At 61.6% G+C, this 18,872-nt stretch carries 16 protein-coding genes; 4 read left to right on the forward strand and 12 right to left on the reverse strand.

The features are described 5' to 3' along the window. Positions 1-27 precede the first annotated feature (27 nt). Genes NBH21_RS15695 through NBH21_RS15705 form a run of 3 tightly spaced genes read right to left on the reverse strand, consistent with a single transcriptional unit; the run spans position 28 to position 2,638 of the window. On the reverse strand, positions 28-585 hold the full coding sequence (locus NBH21_RS15695) for a sugar transferase (RefSeq protein WP_250915189.1): 558 nt from the start codon (positions 583-585) through the stop codon (positions 28-30). Continuing rightward, positions 582-1,904 carry an O-antigen ligase family protein gene (locus NBH21_RS15700; RefSeq protein ID WP_250915190.1) on the reverse strand — a complete coding sequence of 441 codons (1,323 nt, stop codon included), beginning with the start codon at positions 1,902-1,904 and terminating at the stop codon, positions 582-584. The genes NBH21_RS15695 and NBH21_RS15700 overlap by 4 nt, the downstream gene beginning before the upstream one ends. Further along, a complete protein-coding gene (locus tag NBH21_RS15705) occupies positions 1,901-2,638 on the reverse strand; it encodes a glycosyltransferase family 25 protein (protein WP_250915191.1) in 738 nt (245 codons plus the stop codon). The genes NBH21_RS15700 and NBH21_RS15705 overlap by 4 nt, the downstream gene beginning before the upstream one ends. Positions 2,639-2,903: 265 nt before the next feature. On the opposite strand from NBH21_RS15705, the gene NBH21_RS15710 reads away from it, so the two are divergent. Then, positions 2,904-4,880 carry a polysaccharide biosynthesis protein gene (locus tag NBH21_RS15710; protein WP_250915192.1) on the forward strand — a complete coding sequence of 659 codons (1,977 nt, stop codon included), beginning with the start codon at positions 2,904-2,906 and terminating at the stop codon, positions 4,878-4,880. After that, the gene (locus NBH21_RS15715) at positions 4,877-5,818 is read left to right on the forward strand and encodes a UDP-glucose 4-epimerase family protein (RefSeq protein WP_250915193.1); all 942 of its coding nucleotides are present in this window, start codon (positions 4,877-4,879) and stop codon (positions 5,816-5,818) included. The genes NBH21_RS15710 and NBH21_RS15715 overlap by 4 nt, the downstream gene beginning before the upstream one ends. Positions 5,819-5,893: 75 nt before the next feature. Here NBH21_RS15715 and NBH21_RS15720 read toward each other — a convergent pair whose 3' ends face one another. From NBH21_RS15720 to NBH21_RS15740, 5 genes are all read right to left on the reverse strand, one after another. Continuing rightward, entirely contained in the window at positions 5,894-6,067 is a 174-nt protein-coding gene (locus tag NBH21_RS15720; protein WP_250915194.1) for a hypothetical protein, read from the reverse strand. A 216-nt stretch (positions 6,068-6,283) separates the two neighbouring features. Continuing rightward, entirely contained in the window at positions 6,284-7,801 is a 1,518-nt protein-coding gene (locus NBH21_RS15725) for a tripartite tricarboxylate transporter permease (protein ID WP_250915195.1), read from the reverse strand. Positions 7,802-7,814: 13 nt separating this feature from the next. Next, entirely contained in the window at positions 7,815-8,306 is a 492-nt protein-coding gene (locus NBH21_RS15730; protein WP_250915196.1) for a tripartite tricarboxylate transporter TctB family protein, read from the reverse strand. Further along, a complete protein-coding gene (locus NBH21_RS15735; protein WP_250915197.1) occupies positions 8,303-9,247 on the reverse strand; it encodes a Bug family tripartite tricarboxylate transporter substrate binding protein in 945 nt (314 codons plus the stop codon). The genes NBH21_RS15730 and NBH21_RS15735 overlap by 4 nt, the downstream gene beginning before the upstream one ends. Positions 9,248-9,484: 237 nt before the next feature. Further along, positions 9,485-10,552, reverse strand: a complete 1,068-nt coding sequence (locus tag NBH21_RS15740) for an ABC transporter substrate-binding protein (protein WP_250915198.1) — start codon at positions 10,550-10,552, stop codon at positions 9,485-9,487. Positions 10,553-10,640: 88 nt separating this feature from the next. On the opposite strand from NBH21_RS15740, the gene NBH21_RS15745 reads away from it, so the two are divergent. Both NBH21_RS15745 and NBH21_RS15750 read left to right on the forward strand, forming a co-directional pair. Next, complete coding sequence (locus NBH21_RS15745) at positions 10,641-11,318, forward strand: response regulator (RefSeq protein ID WP_250915199.1); 678 nt, start codon at positions 10,641-10,643, stop codon at positions 11,316-11,318. Then, positions 11,315-12,706 (forward strand): sensor histidine kinase, encoded by a 1,392-nt coding sequence (locus tag NBH21_RS15750; RefSeq protein ID WP_250915200.1) that lies wholly within the window; start codon positions 11,315-11,317, stop codon positions 12,704-12,706. The genes NBH21_RS15745 and NBH21_RS15750 overlap by 4 nt, the downstream gene beginning before the upstream one ends. Before the next feature lie 24 nt (positions 12,707-12,730). Here the strand turns inward: NBH21_RS15750 and NBH21_RS15755 are convergent, their stop codons facing one another. From NBH21_RS15755 to NBH21_RS15770, 4 genes are all read right to left on the reverse strand, one after another. Continuing rightward, entirely contained in the window at positions 12,731-13,843 is a 1,113-nt protein-coding gene (locus NBH21_RS15755; protein WP_250915201.1) for an ABC transporter permease, read from the reverse strand. 4 nt (positions 13,844-13,847) lie between these two features. Beyond that, positions 13,848-16,637, reverse strand: coding sequence for a ribosome-associated ATPase/putative transporter RbbA (gene rbbA, locus NBH21_RS15760; RefSeq protein ID WP_250915202.1), 2,790 nt, complete (start codon positions 16,635-16,637; stop codon positions 13,848-13,850). After that, positions 16,634-17,707, reverse strand: coding sequence for an HlyD family secretion protein (locus NBH21_RS15765; RefSeq protein ID WP_250915203.1), 1,074 nt, complete (start codon positions 17,705-17,707; stop codon positions 16,634-16,636). The genes rbbA and NBH21_RS15765 overlap by 4 nt, the downstream gene beginning before the upstream one ends. A gap of 139 nt (positions 17,708-17,846) precedes the next feature. Next, the gene (locus tag NBH21_RS15770) at positions 17,847-18,623 is read right to left on the reverse strand and encodes a DeoR/GlpR family DNA-binding transcription regulator (protein WP_250915204.1); all 777 of its coding nucleotides are present in this window, start codon (positions 18,621-18,623) and stop codon (positions 17,847-17,849) included. Between the last annotated feature and the right edge of the window lie 249 nt (positions 18,624-18,872).

Here is an 18,872-nt window from a genome sequence, read left to right on the forward strand (position 1 = left end):
AAGTCGGCTTCATTGGTGCCGATCCGTCTATTTGCGGGCAGCGTCTCCAGATCCCCGACCGAGCGCGGTTGCGATCAGAATGGCGAAATCGCCGGCAAAGGAGCGCCGGTCGATGTATTGCCTGTCGGCCGCCGCCAGTCTTGCGGGTTCGGACATGTCGATGCCGGCGAGCTGGGCGCTGCCGGTAATGCCGGGACGGACGGAAAATACGCCCTGTCTGCGGCGCTCGCTGATCATTTCCGCTTGACTTGGCAGGCAGGGGCGGGGGCCGACGAGGCTCATTTCGCCCTTGATGACATTGAGCAGTTGGGGCAGTTCGTCCAGCTTGTAGGCGCGCAGCCAGCGTCCGACCGGCGTGATCCAGGCGGTGGACGCGTGATGGGAGGCTACATCCGGGGTGCCGGTGGCCATGGTGCGGAACTTGTAGCATTGGAAGGGCACTTCGTTGCGCCCTACCCGCGTCTGGATGAAGAGCGCCGGTCCCGGCGAGGTACGACGAATGAGAATGGCAACGACCGCCATGATCGGGCTGGTCAGGATCAGTCCGACCAGCGCGGCGGAGAAGTCGAACAGGCGTTTCATCATCTTGAACCGGCGGCCTCTGGGCTTGTCTTGTTCAGGAAGGATATGGCGAACACGGCTGCGGCCATGACCATGAAAAAGGACTCCCCGAGCGCCAGCCGATTATTCGAATTGCTGAAAAGTGTCACCATAAAAAAGACGGCCAGAACATAGGCACACATCAGCGTGCTGTGGCTGATGACCTTTCGCCGGTAGGCTTCGCTCAACCGGCGCCAGGAGATCACGACGCTGATGCCCAGAAGCGTCAAACCGAAGAAGCCATGGCGAACCAGGATTTCAAGGTAGCCGTTGTGCAGCAGAACGTAGCGAGTGCCGCCATAGCTCGTCTGGCGCCAGAGCCGCAACCAGTCATTGCCATGACCGAAAAGCGGAGCCATGGTGATCAGCTCCAGCGCATTGGACCACAATTCAAGACGCTCACGCATAGAATCGGGCGTTTCAGGCGCTTCGATCGCCGAACGCATGGCGCCTTCGATGCTTGGCGCTTCCAGCGCGTTTTCCGACAGGTTTACGGCGGCATCGAAGGTTGGTCCTGCAAATTCCTCGATGTTGTCCTGCACGGTGAAAAGGCCGACGGCCAGGAGCGCGAAAGCACCGCCGAGGAGGGGAACGATATAACGTCTGTGCTGATGCAGGAAGGAGGTTGCCGCCATCACCACGACGGTAAAGATCAGCGCCAGCCAGACGCCCTTGGACTTGGCGCCATAAATGTTGAAGAGCCCGAGAGCGATGGTCAGGGAGCCGACGACAAGGATTGCAGGTCGTTTCCAGCCGGCCAGCTTTCCGGTTTCCGAGGCCTCCAGCATCCAGTAGAACGCACCGATCACGATCAGTCCGCAGCCGATGGCGCTATGGATCGGGTTGTTGTGGAAAAGTGGGAAGGTCCGCTCGCCTGCCAATATGCCGGAATAGTCGGTCGACACGATCAGCGCAGCGAGGGCTATTGCCATGAACAGGCTGATGGCCGGGAAAACGTATTGGCGACTGGAATAGAGCGCAATTCCCAGGCCAGGAAAGAAGATCGGGAAGACATAGAGCCATTCCGATGTGCCTTTTTCGTCCAGCACGAAAACACCGTAGGCGAAACGGAAGAAGGCGTAGATCCCCCATGCAATGCAGAGATAGGCGAAATAGTCGCCCTTCAGCAGGCGGTAGTTTTCCCTGAAGAAGAGAAAACCGACTGCAACCAGCGCCAGTGCGGTGTAGCGATAGGTGTCGCTTTCAACGACCGGAGCGGAGATCATTCCCACCCAGAGGAGCATAAGCACATAGGGTGACCAGCTCCAGTTGCGGAGTTTCTCTATGACTGTGTTGCTGGTCATAGGGCGTATCTGATCCGGCGCGTGTATTCGATGGCGCGCATGAGATGGGTGACGAGCCTGCGCGGTCCCTTGAATTTTCGCTCCCTGTAGTCGGCACGGGTGCCGATTTCCGTCATCTTGCTCGTGGTTGGGCTGAGGCGGGCGATGTTGTCCTTCACCGTGAAGACATTCACGCCGTTGTGCCAGCCGCGTTCCAGCGCAATGTCCAGCGGGTAGCTCATGACCCTGATGCTCTGCAGCAGTTTTTCCGCGCCCTTGCGGGTGACGAGGTAGCATGCGGCGGAACCCTGAGGGCCGTGCAGGCAGCGCCCCACCTGATCCCCCAACCGTGATGTCGCCCTCGAGCGAAACCACCGGGAACGATGATTGAGCAGCTTGACCAGCTCCGCGTCTGGAACGGCCTCGAGGATGGCTTGCGCGCGCTCGATGAGTTTCGGCGGAACTTCTACATCGTCCTCTATGATGATCGCGGCGGCGTTGTCGCTTTTGAGGAAGGTGGAGAGTGCCTTCAGGTGGCTACGGTAGCAGCCATACTCTCCGGCCAGCATCAGCCGTCCGTTCTGGCGCAGGAAGGCAGGTTCGTCGATCTCGGTTCTCTGTTCGGCAGGTATGGCGGCCCCGTCAACACCAGAAACACGCAGAAATTGCATGCCGAGCTGTGCTGCCTGGGCGGTCAGACATCGCCATCTTTCGATGGAACGATCGAGATTTATGACGTAGGCGCCAATTTTCATTTATCCGCCAATTCCTTAGATCGAGCGCCAGCCTGTCCCAAGGCAAGATCCTTTATATGAGTGGTTGCATTCAGGCAACGAAAATGGAAGCAACATGTCCAGTCCCCCTTTCGGGTGAGTTGAGCGAAACATCTACCGTTTCAACCTTTGCTGTTGCGGACGCCCCTGCGGAGTGAGTTAATAACTTGCATTGGATTGACTGCGGTGTCAGGGATGGAGACGTGGTTATCCTCTTTTTTTTACAGAGTCTGGTTGGAAATTCCTGATGGTTTGGGAGCGTTACATACCGGCAGTTCTCGCTTTTCCCCGGTGGATAAAGCGCTTGCTGGCCCTGACTGTCGATGCGGCACTTTGCGTTCTTACCCTTTGGTTTGCCTTTTGCCTTCGGCTTGATTCCTGGGGTCCGCTGGCCGGGATACAGCTTGTCACGATCCCGGTTTGCCTTGTCGTCGCCTTGCCGATCTTTATTCGCTTCGGCTTGTACCGCGCGATTTTCCGTTTCATCGGTTGGGATGCCTATCTGGCGATCATCAAGGCCATATCTCTCTATGGCCTGATTTTCATGACGGTTTTCACCGTCATCAGCGTTCCGGGCATCCCGCGTACGGTCGGTATCCTGCAACCGCTGCTGCTGCTGATCGCAGTCGGCATGTCCCGCATGCTCACCCGTTATCTGCTCGGCGGCACATACCGGAATATTCTGCGGGAGAAGAGTCTATCGAATGTGCTGATCTATGGCGCCGGATCGATGGGCCGGCAGCTTGGCACCGCCCTCGGAAACGGCACCGAACTGAAAGTCGTCGGTTATCTGGACGACGACCAGACGCTCTATGGATCCTATATCGGCGGCATCAGGGTCTACGATCCTCGCGACCTCAAGAAGCTTGTCACGAAACTGAACGTGAGGACTGTCCTGCTCGCGATGCCCGGAATCGATTCCAAACGGCGCAATGCGGTCATCGAGAGCTTGCGTGGTGCGCGCGTCGCTGTGCGCCTGTTGCCCAATGTCAGCGAACTGGCGCAGGGTCTCGTCCGCCTTTCTGATTTTCAGGAATTGGCCATCGAGGATCTGCTCGGCCGCCAGTCGGTCGCGCCGGACAGGACGCTTCTGGCCCGTCATATCCTTGGCAAGGTGGTCATGGTCACCGGTGCCGGCGGCTCGATCGGCAGCGAGCTTTGTCGTCAGATCATGAAGATCGGGCCGGAATGCCTGCTCCTGGTCGATCAGAACGAATACGGGCTCTATTCCATCCATGCTGAACTGACGCGGGACGGCCGCGAGGGCGAACATTCTATCATACCGCTTCTCGGTTCAGTGCGCGATGAACGGCGCATGCGGGAGATCATGGCGACGTTTCGGCCGCATGCCATCTATCATGCGGCGGCCTACAAGCATGTGCCGCTGGTCGAACACAATCCTATCGAAGGGATCAACAATAATATCTTCGGAACGCTGGTGTTGGCCAAGGCTGCAATAGAGATGGGCGTACCGTCCTTCGTCCTGATCTCCACCGACAAGGCGGTGCGGCCGACCAACATTATGGGTGCCAGCAAGCGGGTCGCGGAACTGGTTCTGCAGGCGCTTGCCCCACAAGGTGGTTCCACCGTGTTCTCGATGGTGCGCTTCGGTAATGTGCTGGGTTCGTCGGGTTCCGTCGTGCCGCTTTTCCGGCAGCAGATCGCGCAGGGCGGTCCGATCACGCTGACCCATCCGGAGATGACGCGCTTCTTCATGACGATCCCCGAAGCGTCGCAGCTGGTCATTCAGGCAGGCGCCATGGCGGAAGGCGGGGATGTTTTCCTTCTCGACATGGGCGAACCGGTGAAGATCATCGATCTGGCGCGCCGCATGGTGGAGCTTTCCGGCCTCACGGTGCGGGACGAGGATAATCCGGATGGTGACATTGCCTTCGAGATGACCGGGCTGAGACCGGCGGAAAAACTCTATGAAGAATTGCTGATCAGCGACAATCCGGAGCCCACGGCGCATCCGCTGATCATGAAGGCGCATGAGGACTTCCTGCCTTGGCCGGCGCTGGAGAAGGCGCTCAAATCTCTTCAACAGGCGATGGACCGCAGCGATCTGGTGGCGACGCGCGATCTCATGGGCAAGCTGGTTTCCGGTTATCGCCCCAGCGCCGATATCGTCGATTTCGTGGCTCTGCGTCAGATGGAGCGAACGGATCGTTTCGGCCCGCTGCCGGAAGACGACGGTTCCGACTTCGGCGGAATGATCCGATGATTCTCATAACCGGGGGAAGCGGTTTCGTCGGTCAGGCGCTGACCCGGGAACTCGTTCGTCGTGGTCTTCCTTATCAAACGGCAGGGCGGCGCGCGGGTGCATGCGATGTCGTCGTCGGCGAAATTGATGGCTCGACTGACTGGTCGCAGGCGCTTGCCGGCGTCGATCTGGTCATTCATCTCGCCGCCCGCGTGCATGTGATGAATGACAAGGCGATTGATCCGCTGACGGCGTTCCGCACCAGCAACAGGGATGGTACGCTCAATCTCGCGCGCCAGGCTGCGGCTTGCGGCGCGAAGCGCTTCGTCTTCATCAGCACGCTGAAGGTCAACGGCGAGGAAACTCTTCCGGGGCATCCGTTCCGTGCCGGCGATCCGCCGCAGCCGCTCGATCCCTATGGCGTTTCCAAGCGGGAAGCCGAGGATGGCCTGGCCGAGATTGCAGCCGAGACAGGCATGGAGGTGGTTTGCATCAGGCCCCCGCTCGTCTATGGGCCGGGTGTGAAGGCCAACTTCGCAGCGCTTCATAAACTGGCGTCGAGCGGTTTTCCGCTGCCCTTCCGGTCTATCCGCAACAGGCGCTCGATGGTTTATGTCGGCAATCTCGTGGATTTCATCCTGCGCTGCGCCGAGCATCCCGCCGCCGCGAACCGCACTTTCCTCGTCAGCGATGGCGACGATGTTTCCCTGCCGGTGTTGATTTCAAGGATCAGGGCATCGCTTGGCAAGCCTGCGCGGCTTTTCCCGGTGCCCCCCTTCGTGTTCACGCTTGCCGCAAGACTGCTTGGGAAACAGACCTTCGCACAGCGTCTTCTGGGATCGCTGGAGGCGGATATAACGGAGAGCCGCACTGAACTCGGCTGGATACCACCCTTCACGATGGCGGACGGCCTGAAGGCGATGGCGTCGGAAGCCGGATTGTCTTCCGGGAAAAGATAAAGCCGGACAGCCATTTCTGGCTCCCCGGCTCAGCGGATGCCGGAAGCATTTAGCTTCCCCTGTGGATCCCAAGCCTTAGCCGAGACGAACCTTGCTGAAATCCTCGGGCTTGATGCCGAGCGCACGCAGGTCGTGGCGGTTGGGGTTACGGTGAGCTTCGACAGCGGCGGCTGCGGCACTTGCTGCGCCGAATACTGCGACGGCGCGGCCAAGGAAGCCCATGCGGATTGCGCCAGTAAGGACAGACATCTTCTTTGCCTTCATCTTCGTTTGTTTACGAGGTGAAGATGGGCTTTGTTAGCGCATTCTACAATGGCGTTTCAAACAGTGCTGCCATGCAATAAAGAAGGGCCGGAACCCCGGGGGAACCGGCCCTTCATGATTTCCGTCAAATCCGCCACTCCAGCGTTTTGAATCTATGCATCGAGCTTTCCGAAAAACGATTCCGATTTTCGGGCCGATGCGTCAGTCTTCGCTGGCAGCCAGATGCGAGAGCACCTCGCCTTTGCCGCGTGCGCGCATGATGAGCGGCAGGATCAGCGCGACGGCGGCGATGGCAAGCAGCACGGCTGCGATCGGTGACGTCACGAGGACCGTCACGTCGCCCTGGCTGATCGCCAGCGCGCGGCGAAGCTGCTGTTCCGCCAACGGTCCGAGGATCAGGCCGACGACCACCGGGGCGATCGGATAACCGAAGACGCGCATGGCGTAGCCCATCAGACCGAAGGCGAGCAGCATGCCCAGTTCGAACACGGAAGGGTTGGCGCCGATGGTGCCGAGCGTGGCAAAAAGCAGAATGCCGGCATAGAGCCAGGGCTTCGGGATCGTCAGCAAGCGGACCCAGAGACCGATCAGCGGCAGGTTGAGCACCAGCAGCATGAAGTTGGCGATCAACAGGCTGGCGATGAGGCCCCAGACGAGCTGCGGATTGGTCGCAAACAGCAGCGGTCCTGGCTGCAGGCCGTATTGCTGGAAGCCGGCGAGCATGATGGCGGCAGTCGCTGTCGTCGGCAGGCCGAGGGTGAGCAACGGCACGAGCGTACCGGCGGCCGAGGCGTTATTGGCGGCTTCCGGTCCGGCAACGCCTTCGATCGCGCCGTTGCCGAATTCTTCCGGATGCTTGGTCAGGCGCTTTTCCGTGGCATAGGAGAGGAAGGTGCCGATCTCGGCGCCGCCCGCCGGCATTGCGCCGATCGGGAAGCCGATCAAAGTGCCGCGCAGCCAGGGTTTCCACGAACGGGCCCAGTCGGTCGCGGTCATCCAGATCGAACCCTTGACGGCCTCGACCTTGTCGGGTCCACGGTCGCCCTGTGCTGCGAGGAACAGGCTTTCGCCGATTGCGAACATCGCGACGGCGAGCGTCGTCACCTCGATCCCGTCGAGCAGGTCCGGCACGCCGAAGCTCATGCGGGTCTGGCCGGTCAGCTGGTCGATGCCGACGGTTGCGAGTGTCAGGCCGATGAAAAGCGAGGTGAGGCCGCGCAGGGTCGAATCGCCGAATGCCGAGGACACCGTGACGAAGGCCAAGACCATCAGGGCGAAGTATTCACGGGGTCCGAAGACCAGGGCGAGCTTGACGATGTATGGCGCGATCAGCGCGAGTGCTACGGTTGCGATCAGGCCGGCGACGAAGGAACCGATGGCGGCGGTGGCAAGGGCAGGGCCGCCGCGTCCGGCGCGTGCCATCTTGTTGCCTTCGAGCGCGGTGACGATCGAGGCGCTCTCGCCCGGCGTGTTGAGCAGGATCGAGGTGGTCGAGCCGCCATACATGCCGCCGTAGTAGATGCCAGCGAACATGATCAGCGATCCGGCGGGATCGAGCTTGAAGGTAACGGGCAGAAGCAGGGCGACGGTGAGTGCAGGTCCGATGCCCGGAAGTACGCCGACGGCAGTGCCGAGCGTCACGCCGATCAGGGCATAGAGAAGGTTCGCCGGCTGTGCGGCGATGGCGAGGCCCTGCAGGAGAAAATCGAAGGTGTTCATGCGGGGCTACTCCTCAGAGGAAAAGGTGCTCGAGCGGCCCTGCCGGCAGCGAAAGCTGCAGCAGACCGGCAAAGACCAGCCAGATCGCAAGACAGATGGCGATGCCGACCGGAAGAGAGATCCAGAGTTTCCTTTTGCCGAAAGCGAAAGCCGTGGCCGCAAAGAGGACGCCGGTCGCGATCGAGAACCCGGCGGTCTTCAGGAGCAGCATCTGTCCGGCCAGTCCGCCGACGATCCAGAGAACGGGAGAGATTTCCTGATGCTCGCGCTCGGGGAAATCGCGACGAAAGGCGGCGATTGCAGTCCAGACGGCCAGGCCGGCCAGGCAGACGGCAATCCATTTCGGCACGGTTGCGGGGCCGACGGGAGAATAGCCGGAGACCTCGCCAAGGCGTGCGACGTCCCAGAAGATCAGGCCGGCGAGGGCCGCGAGGAAGAGGGCGATGAAAAGCGCCGCCCCATCGGGGCGGCGTGTCTCATGCTTCGGGTTCGATCCGGCGCTCATTTCACCAGTCCGATGTCCTTGAGGACGCCTTCGGTGGCGGCAACGTCCTTCTCGAGCTGGGCCTTGAAGGCATCGCCGGACAGATAGGAGTCCTGCCAGCCCTTGGTCTTCAGGATTTCCTGCCAGCTTGCGGACTTCACCAGCTTCTCGACGTCTGCGGAAACGGCGGCTTCCTGCTCGGGGCTGAGGCCGGGGGCAGCCGCGACCATGCGCCAGTTTTCGACGACGACGTCAATGCCGCTTTCCTTCAGCGTCGGTGCTTCCACGCCGGCAAGGCGTTCGGCGCTGGTGACGGCGAGCAGGCGCAGCGTGCCGGACTTGACCTGGGATTCGAATTCGCCATAGCCGGAAATGCCGGCCGTGACCTGGCTGCCGAGGATTGCGGCCAGCGCTTCACCGCCGCCGGAGAAGGCAATGTAGTTGATCTTGGTCGGGTCGACGCCTGCTGCCTTGGCGATCAGGCCGACAGCGATGTGGTCGGTACCGCCGGCCGAGCCGCCGCCCCAGGATACCGAACCCGGGTCCTTCTTCAAGGCTTCGACCAGGTCCGCCATGGTCTGGATCGGGGAAGAGGCCGGAACGACGATCGCCTCGTACTCGCCGGTAAGGCGGGCGATCGGGGTGACGTCCTTCAAGGTAACCGGCGCCTTGTTGGTCAGGATCGCGCCGACCATGACATAGCCGCCGACGATCAGCGAATTCGCATTGCCCTTGTTCTGGTTGGCAAACTGGGCAAGGCCGATGGTGCCGCCGGCGCCGGGAACGTTCTGGACCTGCACGTTGGAGGAGATGCCCTCCTGCTGCATGGCGGTCTGCATCGAACGGGCCGTCTGGTCCCAGCCGCCGCCCGGGTTGGCGGGCGCGATAATGGTGTAGTCGGCGGCGAATGCCGGAAGCGCCATGGCGCCGGCGAGAATGGATGCGAGGAAGAAGTGTTTCACGATGTGTCCTCCGTCAGGTGCTGCTCTTGCAGCCCGTTTGTTTTGCTGTGCCGGGGGGGAGAACGGTTGCCACCGCTGGTGCCGTGGCCGAAAAATGCAGATCGTGCCGAAGCTCCTCCCGAGCCTTGGGATCCGCCTCCACGGATTCCAATGACGCCAACGCACCACAGAAAGCTGTCATCTAGCTGACACCGGTCAAAAATCGTGTGGGTTGACGATCTTGGCAACCTAACTCATTTACTGGAGACGCAAAACCTCGTTCCATCGGTCGATCAGCCGGGCGCGCTTCACCTGATCGAGGTAAACCATCAGGCCGGGGCTGACGGGGACCGGTCGAAGCTGTGCGCCGAGAAGTTCCCGCATGGTGTTGGCAGTGTTCTCGCCGTTGACCTCGGGACTGACCGCGGCGATCTGGAGCTTGCGCGCCATCAGGGTCTGGCCCTCCTTCGACATGAAGAATTCGAGGTAAGCGCGGCCGAGATCGGGCGAGGCGGCGGCCTGGGGCACCAGCCCGATCCGCGACATGACGACGGTATAGTCCTTGGGCAACACGATGCCGACGTCAGGGTGGCGCGAGGCCCAATCGGCCGCGTAGGAACCGATGATGTTGTAGCCGAGCACGAATCGCCCGTCAGCTATGCGCTCGAGGATGGCGGAGCTGGTGGAATAGAGCTTCACGCCGGCCGCTCCCATGGTCCGGATGACCGACCAGATGTCGCCGAACTGTTCCTGGTCGCGGGCCATGAACAGGAAGCCGACGCTCGAGCGCTCGATGTCATAGGTGCCGATCCTGCCGTGGACTTCGTTGCCCTTGCGTTTCAGGTAGTCCACGAACTCGGCGCGGGTGGCCGGCGGTTTCTCGTGGATGAAGCTCGGTTTGTGATAGACGAAGACGGCGGGTTCGAAGGTGAGCGCATAGGCGGTGTTGCGCCAGTTCGCCCAGCTCGGCCAGAGATCGCTCATCGGCAGGTCGCTGCGCTGGGCGTAGCCGTCGTTGCTGAGTTTCACCTGCAGGTCCATGGCGGAGGAGAAGGCGAAGTCGGCGGTCTTCCCCCCGGAATCGGTTTCCTTGACGATGCGGTCGTAGATTTCGCCGGTCAGCATGTCCTCGTAGCGCACGGCAATGTCGGGATGCGCCTTCTGGAAGGCGGCGATCATCGGTTGGGCAACAGGTTCGTCGAGCGAGGAATAGACGACGAGCTGCCGCGCCGCCGGGTTTCCCGACAGCGCCGGAAAGACCACCGGCTCCGCCCAGGCCATGGTGGCGGACGTTATGGTCAGCAGCAGGGCAATGAAACTCCTCATGAATTCATATTGCAGAAGCGGAGGGGCGTTCACAAGTGCCGCCCGGCTCTGTAGTTTGAGTGTTCAACGCGCGGGGAGGATGTCCGTATTGCGCATTCTGCTGGTGGAAGACAATACGGCGCTGGCCGACGGCCTGTCCGCGATCCTGCGCGGCAGCGGCTATGCCGTGGATGTCGTGCACGACGGTGCGTCCGCCGAAGCGGTGACTGCCACGGAAAGTTTTGACCTTGTCATCCTCGATCTCAACCTCCCCGACATGGGCGGGCTCGACGTGCTGAAGGGCATGCGCGCCCGCCAGAGCAAGGCGGCGGTGCTGATCCTCACGGCGCGTGGCGCAACGGAAGAGCGCGTTCGCGGCCTTGATCTCGGCGCGGACGACTACATGAGCAAGCCGTTCGATGTCAGCGAGCTGGAGGCGCGCGTCCGGGTTCTTCTGAGGCGGCAGGCCGGCCTGCGCTCGTCGGCGGTTCATTACGGCAAGGTTTCGCTCGATCTCAACTCGCGCAGCTTTTCGGCGGATGGCGCGCCTATAGACCTGCCGGCCCGTGAGCTCGGCCTGCTGGAACTGCTTTTCCTTCGCGCCGGCAAGGTGGTCTCCAAGGAGGCGATCATGCAGTCGCTCGCGGCCTTCGACGACGATCTGAGCGCCAATGCCATCGAGCAATATGTCAGCCGGTTGCGCCGGCGGCTGGCGCCTTACGGTCTGACAGTCAAGACGGCGCGCGGCATCGGCTATTATCTCGACCGGCCATCGGAATCGGCATGACGGTGTCGGTCTATTCGCTTCGGCGTCAACTGCTCGGATGGCTGCTTCTCGCGACGCTCATCATGGGCATTCTCGCGTTGATCGACACCTATCGCGACGCCGTGCGGACGGCGGATGCGGTGTCCGACCGGGTGCTTGCGGGGTCCGCCATGGCGATTGCCGAACGCGTGATCGTATCGGAAGATGGCGATCTGCAGGTCGACATTCCCTATGTCGCACTGGAAATGCTGACGTCGGCTGCGCAGGACCGGGTGTTCTATCGCGTCGACGGACCTCCGGGGCAGTTCATCACCGGCTACCAGAACCTGCCGACCTTCACCGATCTTAGGGGGCAACCGGCCTTCTACACGGATGCAATCTTCCGCGGCGAACGGATCCGCATCGCCGTGCTGCAACGCTCCGCTTCGACCGGCATCAACTCGGTTCCGTTTTCCGTAACCGTTGCCGAAACCACGATTGCCCGCCGGCAACTTGCCCGTTCGATCCTGATCAACTCGGCGGCGCGTCTCGGTCTGATGATCGCCGTTGCGGCAGCGATCGTCTGGATTGCGGTCACCTTTTCGCTGAGGCCGCTCTACCGGCTCAGCGACGCGATCTCGGAGCGAAGCCCCGATGACCTTCATCCGATTGAACAGTCGGTGCCGAGCGAGGTGCAGGGGCTGGTCGATACCGTCAATTTCTTCATGACGCGACTGGCTTCGGCGCTGGCGGCGTTGCGAAACTTCACCGGCAATGCCAGCCACCAGCTTCGAACACCGCTTGCCATCGTGCGCACCCAGCTCGAGCTTGCCCAGAGGGCAACGACACTCGAAGAGGCGCGCGCTGCGGCAAAGGAGGGCGACAAGGCGGTGGTCCATGCCGAGCGCGTGCTGGCGCAATTGCTGCTGATGGCCAAGATCGATTCCGTCGAGCCGGAGGCGCGGCAGATGCCGGAGCCTATCGACCTCGTGGCGCTCGTCCGGCAGATCACCGCCGACAAGGTGCCTTCGGCGGCAAAAGCCTCCGTCGATCTCGGTTTCGAGGGTGAGGGGAGCGCATGGGTGGCGGCCGAACCTCTCCTGGTCGGAGAGCTTCTCGGCAACCTGATCGGAAACGCCATCGCCTATGCCGGCTGCAATGCAGAGGTCACGGTACGCGTGAACCAGCGGGACGATTGCGTTCGACTGGAGGTCGAGGACGATGGGCCGGGTATCCCGGCCTCGCGCATGGAGAGCCTGAAACAGCGTTTCGTTCGCGGGGAGCGCGGCGAGGGCCTTGGCCTCGGCCTTGCAATCGTCGAGGAAATCGCCCGGCTTTTCGGCGGTACGTTCCAGCTTGCGCAGGGTCGGAACGACCGAGGACTGCTTGCTGTTGTGACGTTTCCGGTCGCGGTCGCCCCGCAAGACTGATGAAGGCCTGCGGGGCGTTGATGCCTAGCGAAGGAAGGCCCGGAAGCGGCCGAGCGCGAAGGTGAAGAGCACCGTTCCGATTGCCGTGAGCCACAGGAATTGCGGCCAGACCACGTCCAGTCCCGCTCCACGGAAGAGGATCGACTGCGCCAGCGAGATGAAGTGCGTGTTGGGTGCGAAGGACATGATGAGCTGGATGATCTCGGGCATGCTTTCGCGCGGGGTCATGCCGCCGGAGAGTACCTGCAGCGGCAAGAGGACCAGCATCAGCAACAGCCCGAACTGGGGCATGGAGCCGGCGACAGTGGCCAGGAAGATGCCGAGCGAGGTTGCCGCAAAGAGCTGGAGCGCCGTGCCGACCACGAACAGTGGCACGGAACCCTGAAGCGGTACGCTGAGCAAGTAATGTACCACGAAGACCAGTGAGAAGGTCGATGCGACGAGCACCACCAGGCTCATCGCCAGCACCTTGCTGATCATGATTTCCAGTGCCGTGACCGGCATGACCAGCAGATGCTCGATCGTACCGTGTTCGCGTTCGCGGATGAGGGCGGCGCCCGTCAGGATGATCGACAGCATCGTGATGTTCATGATGATGTTGTTGATCGCGCCGAACCAGGTGTTGTCGAGCTGGGGATTGAAGCGGGCACGGAGCGCCAGTTCCACCGGCACGGCAGTCGCGCTGCGGTAACGGTTGACGAACTCGCTGATCTCACTGTTGACGATGTTCTGGATGTAGCCCGCGCCGGTGAAGGCCTGGGTCATGCGGGTCGCATCGACGTTGAGCTGCAGGGCCGGCGCGCGTCCTGCAAGCACGTCCTGCTGGAAGTTGACCGGAATGTTGAGGGCGAAGGTTGCCTGCCCGGAGTCCATCCGCTTGTCCATTTCCGCAGCCGTGATCAGCTCGGGTTTGGTGAAATACGGCGGATAGAAAGCATCGGTCAGACGCGTCGAAAGCTGCGAGCGATCCTCGTCGACGATCGCGATTGCCGCCATGTTGAGGACCTGCGGCAGGGCGCGCGCCTCGGTATAGATCGACAGGGTGAAGGAATAGAGGATGAAGGCGAAGAGCATGCGATCCTGCATCAGGCCGCGCAATTCTTTCAGGATCAGATTGCCGATATGACGGATGCGCATGGGGCTACTTCTCCTGCTTCTTGAGGAAAATCGTCGTCAACCCGATGAGAACCGGGATCGAGACGAGGAGATACAGGATTTCTTTCTGCACGTCGGCAAGGCCGAGCGCCTTGGAGAAGGTGCCGCGCGCGATCGTGACGAAATGGGTGGTCGGGTAGTAGGTGCCGATGATCTGTCCCGCACCCTTCAGCGACGAGACGGGATCGATGATGCCGCCATACTGCACCGCCGGGATCATGGTCAGCAGCGCCGTGCCCAGGAGGGCGGCGATCTGGCTCGACACGAAGGTCGAGATCAGCATGCCCAATGCCGTCGTGCAGGTCACGTAGAGCAGGGCCGCGAGCGCGAAGGCTCCGAAACTGCCGGTGAAGGGAACCCGGAAAACCACGATCGCGAAGGCCGTCAGCAAAAGGAAGTTCATCATCGCCAGCGCGATGTAGGGCAACTGCTTGCCGAGCAGGAATTCGAGCCGGGTCGTCGGCGTGACGTAGAAGTTGATGATCGAGCCGAGTTCCTTTTCGCGCACAACGCTCAACGCGGCGAGAATGGCCGGGATGATCAGCAAGAGCAGTGGAATGACAGCGGGCGCCATGGCCACAAGGCTCTTGACGTCCGGATTGTAGCGGTAGCGCGTTTCCAGCGAAAAATTGCCTGTTGCGGCCGCATCGCCATAGGCTTCGCGGATCTTCTCGGTGAGCCAGTGGGCATGCACGCCCTGAACGTAGCCGCTGAGGGTCTCTGCCCGCGTCGGCATTGCGCCGTCGATCCATGCCCCGATTTGCGGCGTGGCGCCTCTGAGAGCGTCACGGCCGAAATTCGGCGGTATCTCGATGGCGAGGCTGATCTCGCCGCTGCGCATGCGTTTGTCTAGATCGGCATAATCGGTGATCGGCGGCTTCTCGATGAAATAACGGGAGCCGGAGAACTGCTGGATATAGTCGTCGCTGATTGTGGTGCGGTCATGATCCAGCACCGCGAAACTCAGGTCGTCGACATCGAGATTGATGCCGTAGCCGATGACGAACATCAGGATGACACTGCCGAAGACGGCAAGGGTCCCGCGGATCGGATCGCGTTGCAGTTCCAGCATTTCACGGCGCGAATAGCTGAGCATGCGCATGAAATCGAAAAAGCGGGAACTCTTGCGGGCCAGAGCCGGGGTAGGGGTGGCTTCCGCCGGAGCCTCGATTGTCGCCGCAGTCTGAGACGGTGCCGCAGTCTCCGCGTCGCCTACCTTGGCGATGGCATCCTCAAGGTAGGCGATGAAGGCTTCCTCAAGCGTTGCCGCGCCCCGTTTGGCGACAATTTCCGCCGGCTTGTCGCTGATCAGCACCGTGCCGGCATGCATCAGAGAGATGCGGTCGCAGCGTTCCGCCTCGTTCATGAAATGGGTGGAGACGAAGATCGTCACGCCGTCCTTGCGCGAGAGGTCGGCAAGAATCTGCCAGAAATTGTCACGCGCGATCGGGTCTACGCCGGAGGTGGGCTCGTCGAGGATCAGGATTTCCGGCCCATGCACCATGGCGACGGCAAGCGACAGGCGCTGGCGGATGCCGAGCGGCAGGGCCTCCGGCAGCGTATCCATGATGTCCGTCAGGTCGAAGCGCTCGGCCATTTCGCGAATGCGGGGCTCGATCCTGTCCGATGGAAGCTCGAACAACTTGGCATGCAGTTCGAGGTTCTGGCGCACTGTCAGCTCGGTATAGAGCGAGAAGGCCTGGCTCATGTAGCCGATGCGCTGGCGGGCCGCGAGGTCGGAGCTTTCGAGTTCCTTGCCGAAGAGTTTTGCCGTGCCTTCCGATGCCTGCAAAAGGCCCGTCAGCATCTTCATCGTGGTGGTCTTGCCGCAGCCATTCGATCCGAGGAAGCCGAAGATTTCCCCGCGCTCGATCCGGAAGCTGACGTCGTTGACGGCGGTGAAATCGCCGAACCGCATCGAAAGATGCTCCGCCTCGATGGCGATCTCGCCATCCATGGCGGGGTCTCTGGGCGGAATGACCAGAGCGCCGTGACCGCTGCGCTTGTCTTCCGGCAGAAGGGCGATGAAAGCGTCGTCGACGTTCGATGTGCCGGTGCGTTCCAGCAGTTCCTGCGGGGTGCCGGTTGCGAGCAGCCGGCCTTCGTCCATGGCGACGAGCCAGTCGAAGCGGGCGGCTTCTTCCATGTAGGCGGTGGCGACGATAACGGCCATGCCCGGCCGGCCGGCCCGGATGTGGTCGATCAGTTCCCAGAACTGCCTGCGAGACAAGGGGTCGACACCGGTCGTCGGCTCGTCGAGGATCAGGAGGTCCGGATCGTGGATCAGCGAGCAGCAAAGGCTGAGCTTTTGCTTCATGCCGCCCGAAAGCTTGCCGGCGGGGCGGTCGGCAAAGGGCGCTAGGCCGGTGCTCTCCAGCAGTTCGGCGATGCGGCGTTCGCGCTCCTTGCGGCTGTGCCCGAAAAGCTGGCCGAAGAAGTCGATGTTTTCGAAAACCGAGAGCGTCGGATAGAGGTTCTTGCCGAGCCCCTGCGGCATGTAGGCGATGCGCGGGCAGGTTCTCGCCCGGTGTCCCGCATCGACCATGCTGCCGCCCAGCACCTCCACCTCGCCGGCCTGAATGGCGCGAGCGCCGGCGATCAGCGCAAGCAGGCTCGACTTGCCGACACCGTCAGGACCGACGAGCCCCACCAGTCCGTCACCGGGAATGTCGAGCGTGATGGAATCGAGCGCCTTCGTCTTGCCGTAGCTCAAAGAAACATTGCGCAGGCTGGCGACGGAGGACGACGCGCTCACCGATGGAAGATCGGAGCTCATTGGACGAGCTTGCCCTCCAGATCGGCCGGCCAGGGCGTATCGGCATCGACGCGGACATAGGCCACGCCGGGCACGCCGGTCTTCACGAGTTGGATGTATTTCTGCAGGAGTTCGGGCTTGATCTTGGCCTTGACCCGGAACATCAGCTTTTCGCGCTCGACCGCCGTTTCAACCGATTTCGGGGTGAACTGCGCGACGCTGGCGACATAGGAGACCGTGGCCGGGATCAGAGAGTCCGGCAAGGCGTCGAGTTTCAGGCGAACCTCGGAGCCGATGGCCAGCCGGCCGGCGGAATCCGTCGGCAGGAAGAAGCTCATGTAGACGTCGCCGAGATCGACGAGGTTGACCACGCGGCCGCCGCCGGCAACGATTTCGCCGGGCTGAGCGACGCGGAACTGCACGCGACCGTCGCGGGGAGCCGTCAACAGGCTGTCCTCGATCTGCGTCTTGATGGTGTCGATGGCGGCTTTCGCGGCATCGGCTGCGGCCCTGGCATCGACGACCTGCGCATTGGCCGAGCTGATGCCGGCATCGGCGGCAGCGGATTCCGCTTCGGCGGCGGCAACCGCGGCGCGGGCGCCTTCGACGGCAAAGCGTGCGTCTTCAAGCTGCTGCGTGGAAATGGTGCTCGACTTCGCCAGCTGTTCGGCGCGGGCCTGCTGGTTCATGGCGCTTTCGAGCTGGACCTTGCGCTGGGCGATCGCTGCTTCGGCGGCTCGCTTTTCCGCATTGCGCTGGACGACCTGTGCATTGGCGGTTTCGATGCTGATCTCGGCACGGCGTGACTGAGCCTCGGCCTGCTTGAGCTGGGTGTCGAGTTCGCGGGTGTCGATCTGGGCAATCCTGTCGCCGGTTTTGACGAAATCACCTTCGTCCACGAAGATCTCGCTGATACGGCCGGCGAACTTGGCAGCCACATCGACCTCGACGGCTTCGATGCGGCCATTGCCGCTTGCGATTCCTGCCGGGAGTTCGGAAGAAGCAATCGACTGCCACACGTAGTAGCCGCCGCCTGCGGCAGCCGCCACCACGATTGCCAGAATGATGCCGTTCAGTTTGGGAAGTTTCACCGGTAGCCCCCGTGTCGAAATGCGTTTTCCTCTTTCGCAAAGAGGTACGCGCCACGTCTAATCATTTGATTAAAACAACATGGATTTCGCAGATGCAATAGCGTCCGGGTGACAGTCTCCAAGAAACTGGAGACTTCGTCTAGGTTGAATTCGCCGTCCTGGCGAGAAAGAGGGAAACGCCTGCTGCGGAAAGCGCCTCACCAATATCGGGCGGCGGCGCCTTGTCTGTCGCGAGTTCGCCGATATCGGCAAAGTCGCAAACCTTGACCAGTCCCTGGCGGCCGAACTTGGTGTGATCCGTGACAACCAGCGTCCGTTTGCCGCGGGAAAGAACGGTCCGGGCAAACTCGGCCTCCTCGAGGTCGTAATCCATGATGCCGCTTGCCGCATCGACGGCCCCGGCAGAGATGACCGCGTGGGTGACGTTGAAACGGTTGACGAATTCGATCGCGGAAACGCCGAACGCGGCGGCATTATCGCTGCGCAGTTCGCCGCCGGCCATGTAGACCTTGTTGTCGTTGACTGTTGCCAGCGTGCGGGCAATATCCGAGGAATTCGTCACCACGGTCAGGCGTCGGTGGCCCAGCAGTTCGCGAGCAAGAAAACTCGTCGTCGTGCCGGTGTCGAGCATGATGGAATCGCCATCGCGGATCGTAATCGCGACCGTCTGGGCTATGGCCTTCTTTGCTGAAGCATTTTCCCTCATTCGCTTTTCGAAAGGTGCTTCCCCGACGGACGTCGGCAGAGCAATCGCCCCATGCATGCGCACGACCGCTCCGTTTTCGGCGAGTGGCTTTATGTCGCGCCGGATGGTCTCGAGAGAAACGCGCAGTCTTCGGGCGAGGTCGGAGATCGAGAGCGTTCCATCCTGTTGGAGGAACCGCAGGATCTCCCTGTGGCGTTTCGGTTCGTTCATGGCTCCATCCCATCGCCTTTCCTCATGACTAGCGATGCTTTGCCCATCTGAAAATGTAAAGACACAAAAACGGTCATAAAAACACAAAACGCCACATTGCCATCATTGACAGGCGGGCGATTCTTGGCAGAGATTGCCGTTGATGCCTGCTGCGCCTCACGACAAAAACAACGCGGGAACGGCGTGCAGGATCGGCCTGATAGATTTCATGCGTTCGACCGGGAGGAAACTGCATGCTTGTCCCTCTGC

The organism is Ciceribacter sichuanensis (assembly GCF_024055605.1).
In the GTDB taxonomy this organism is placed as follows: Bacteria; Pseudomonadota; Alphaproteobacteria; order Rhizobiales; family Rhizobiaceae; genus Allorhizobium; species Allorhizobium sichuanense.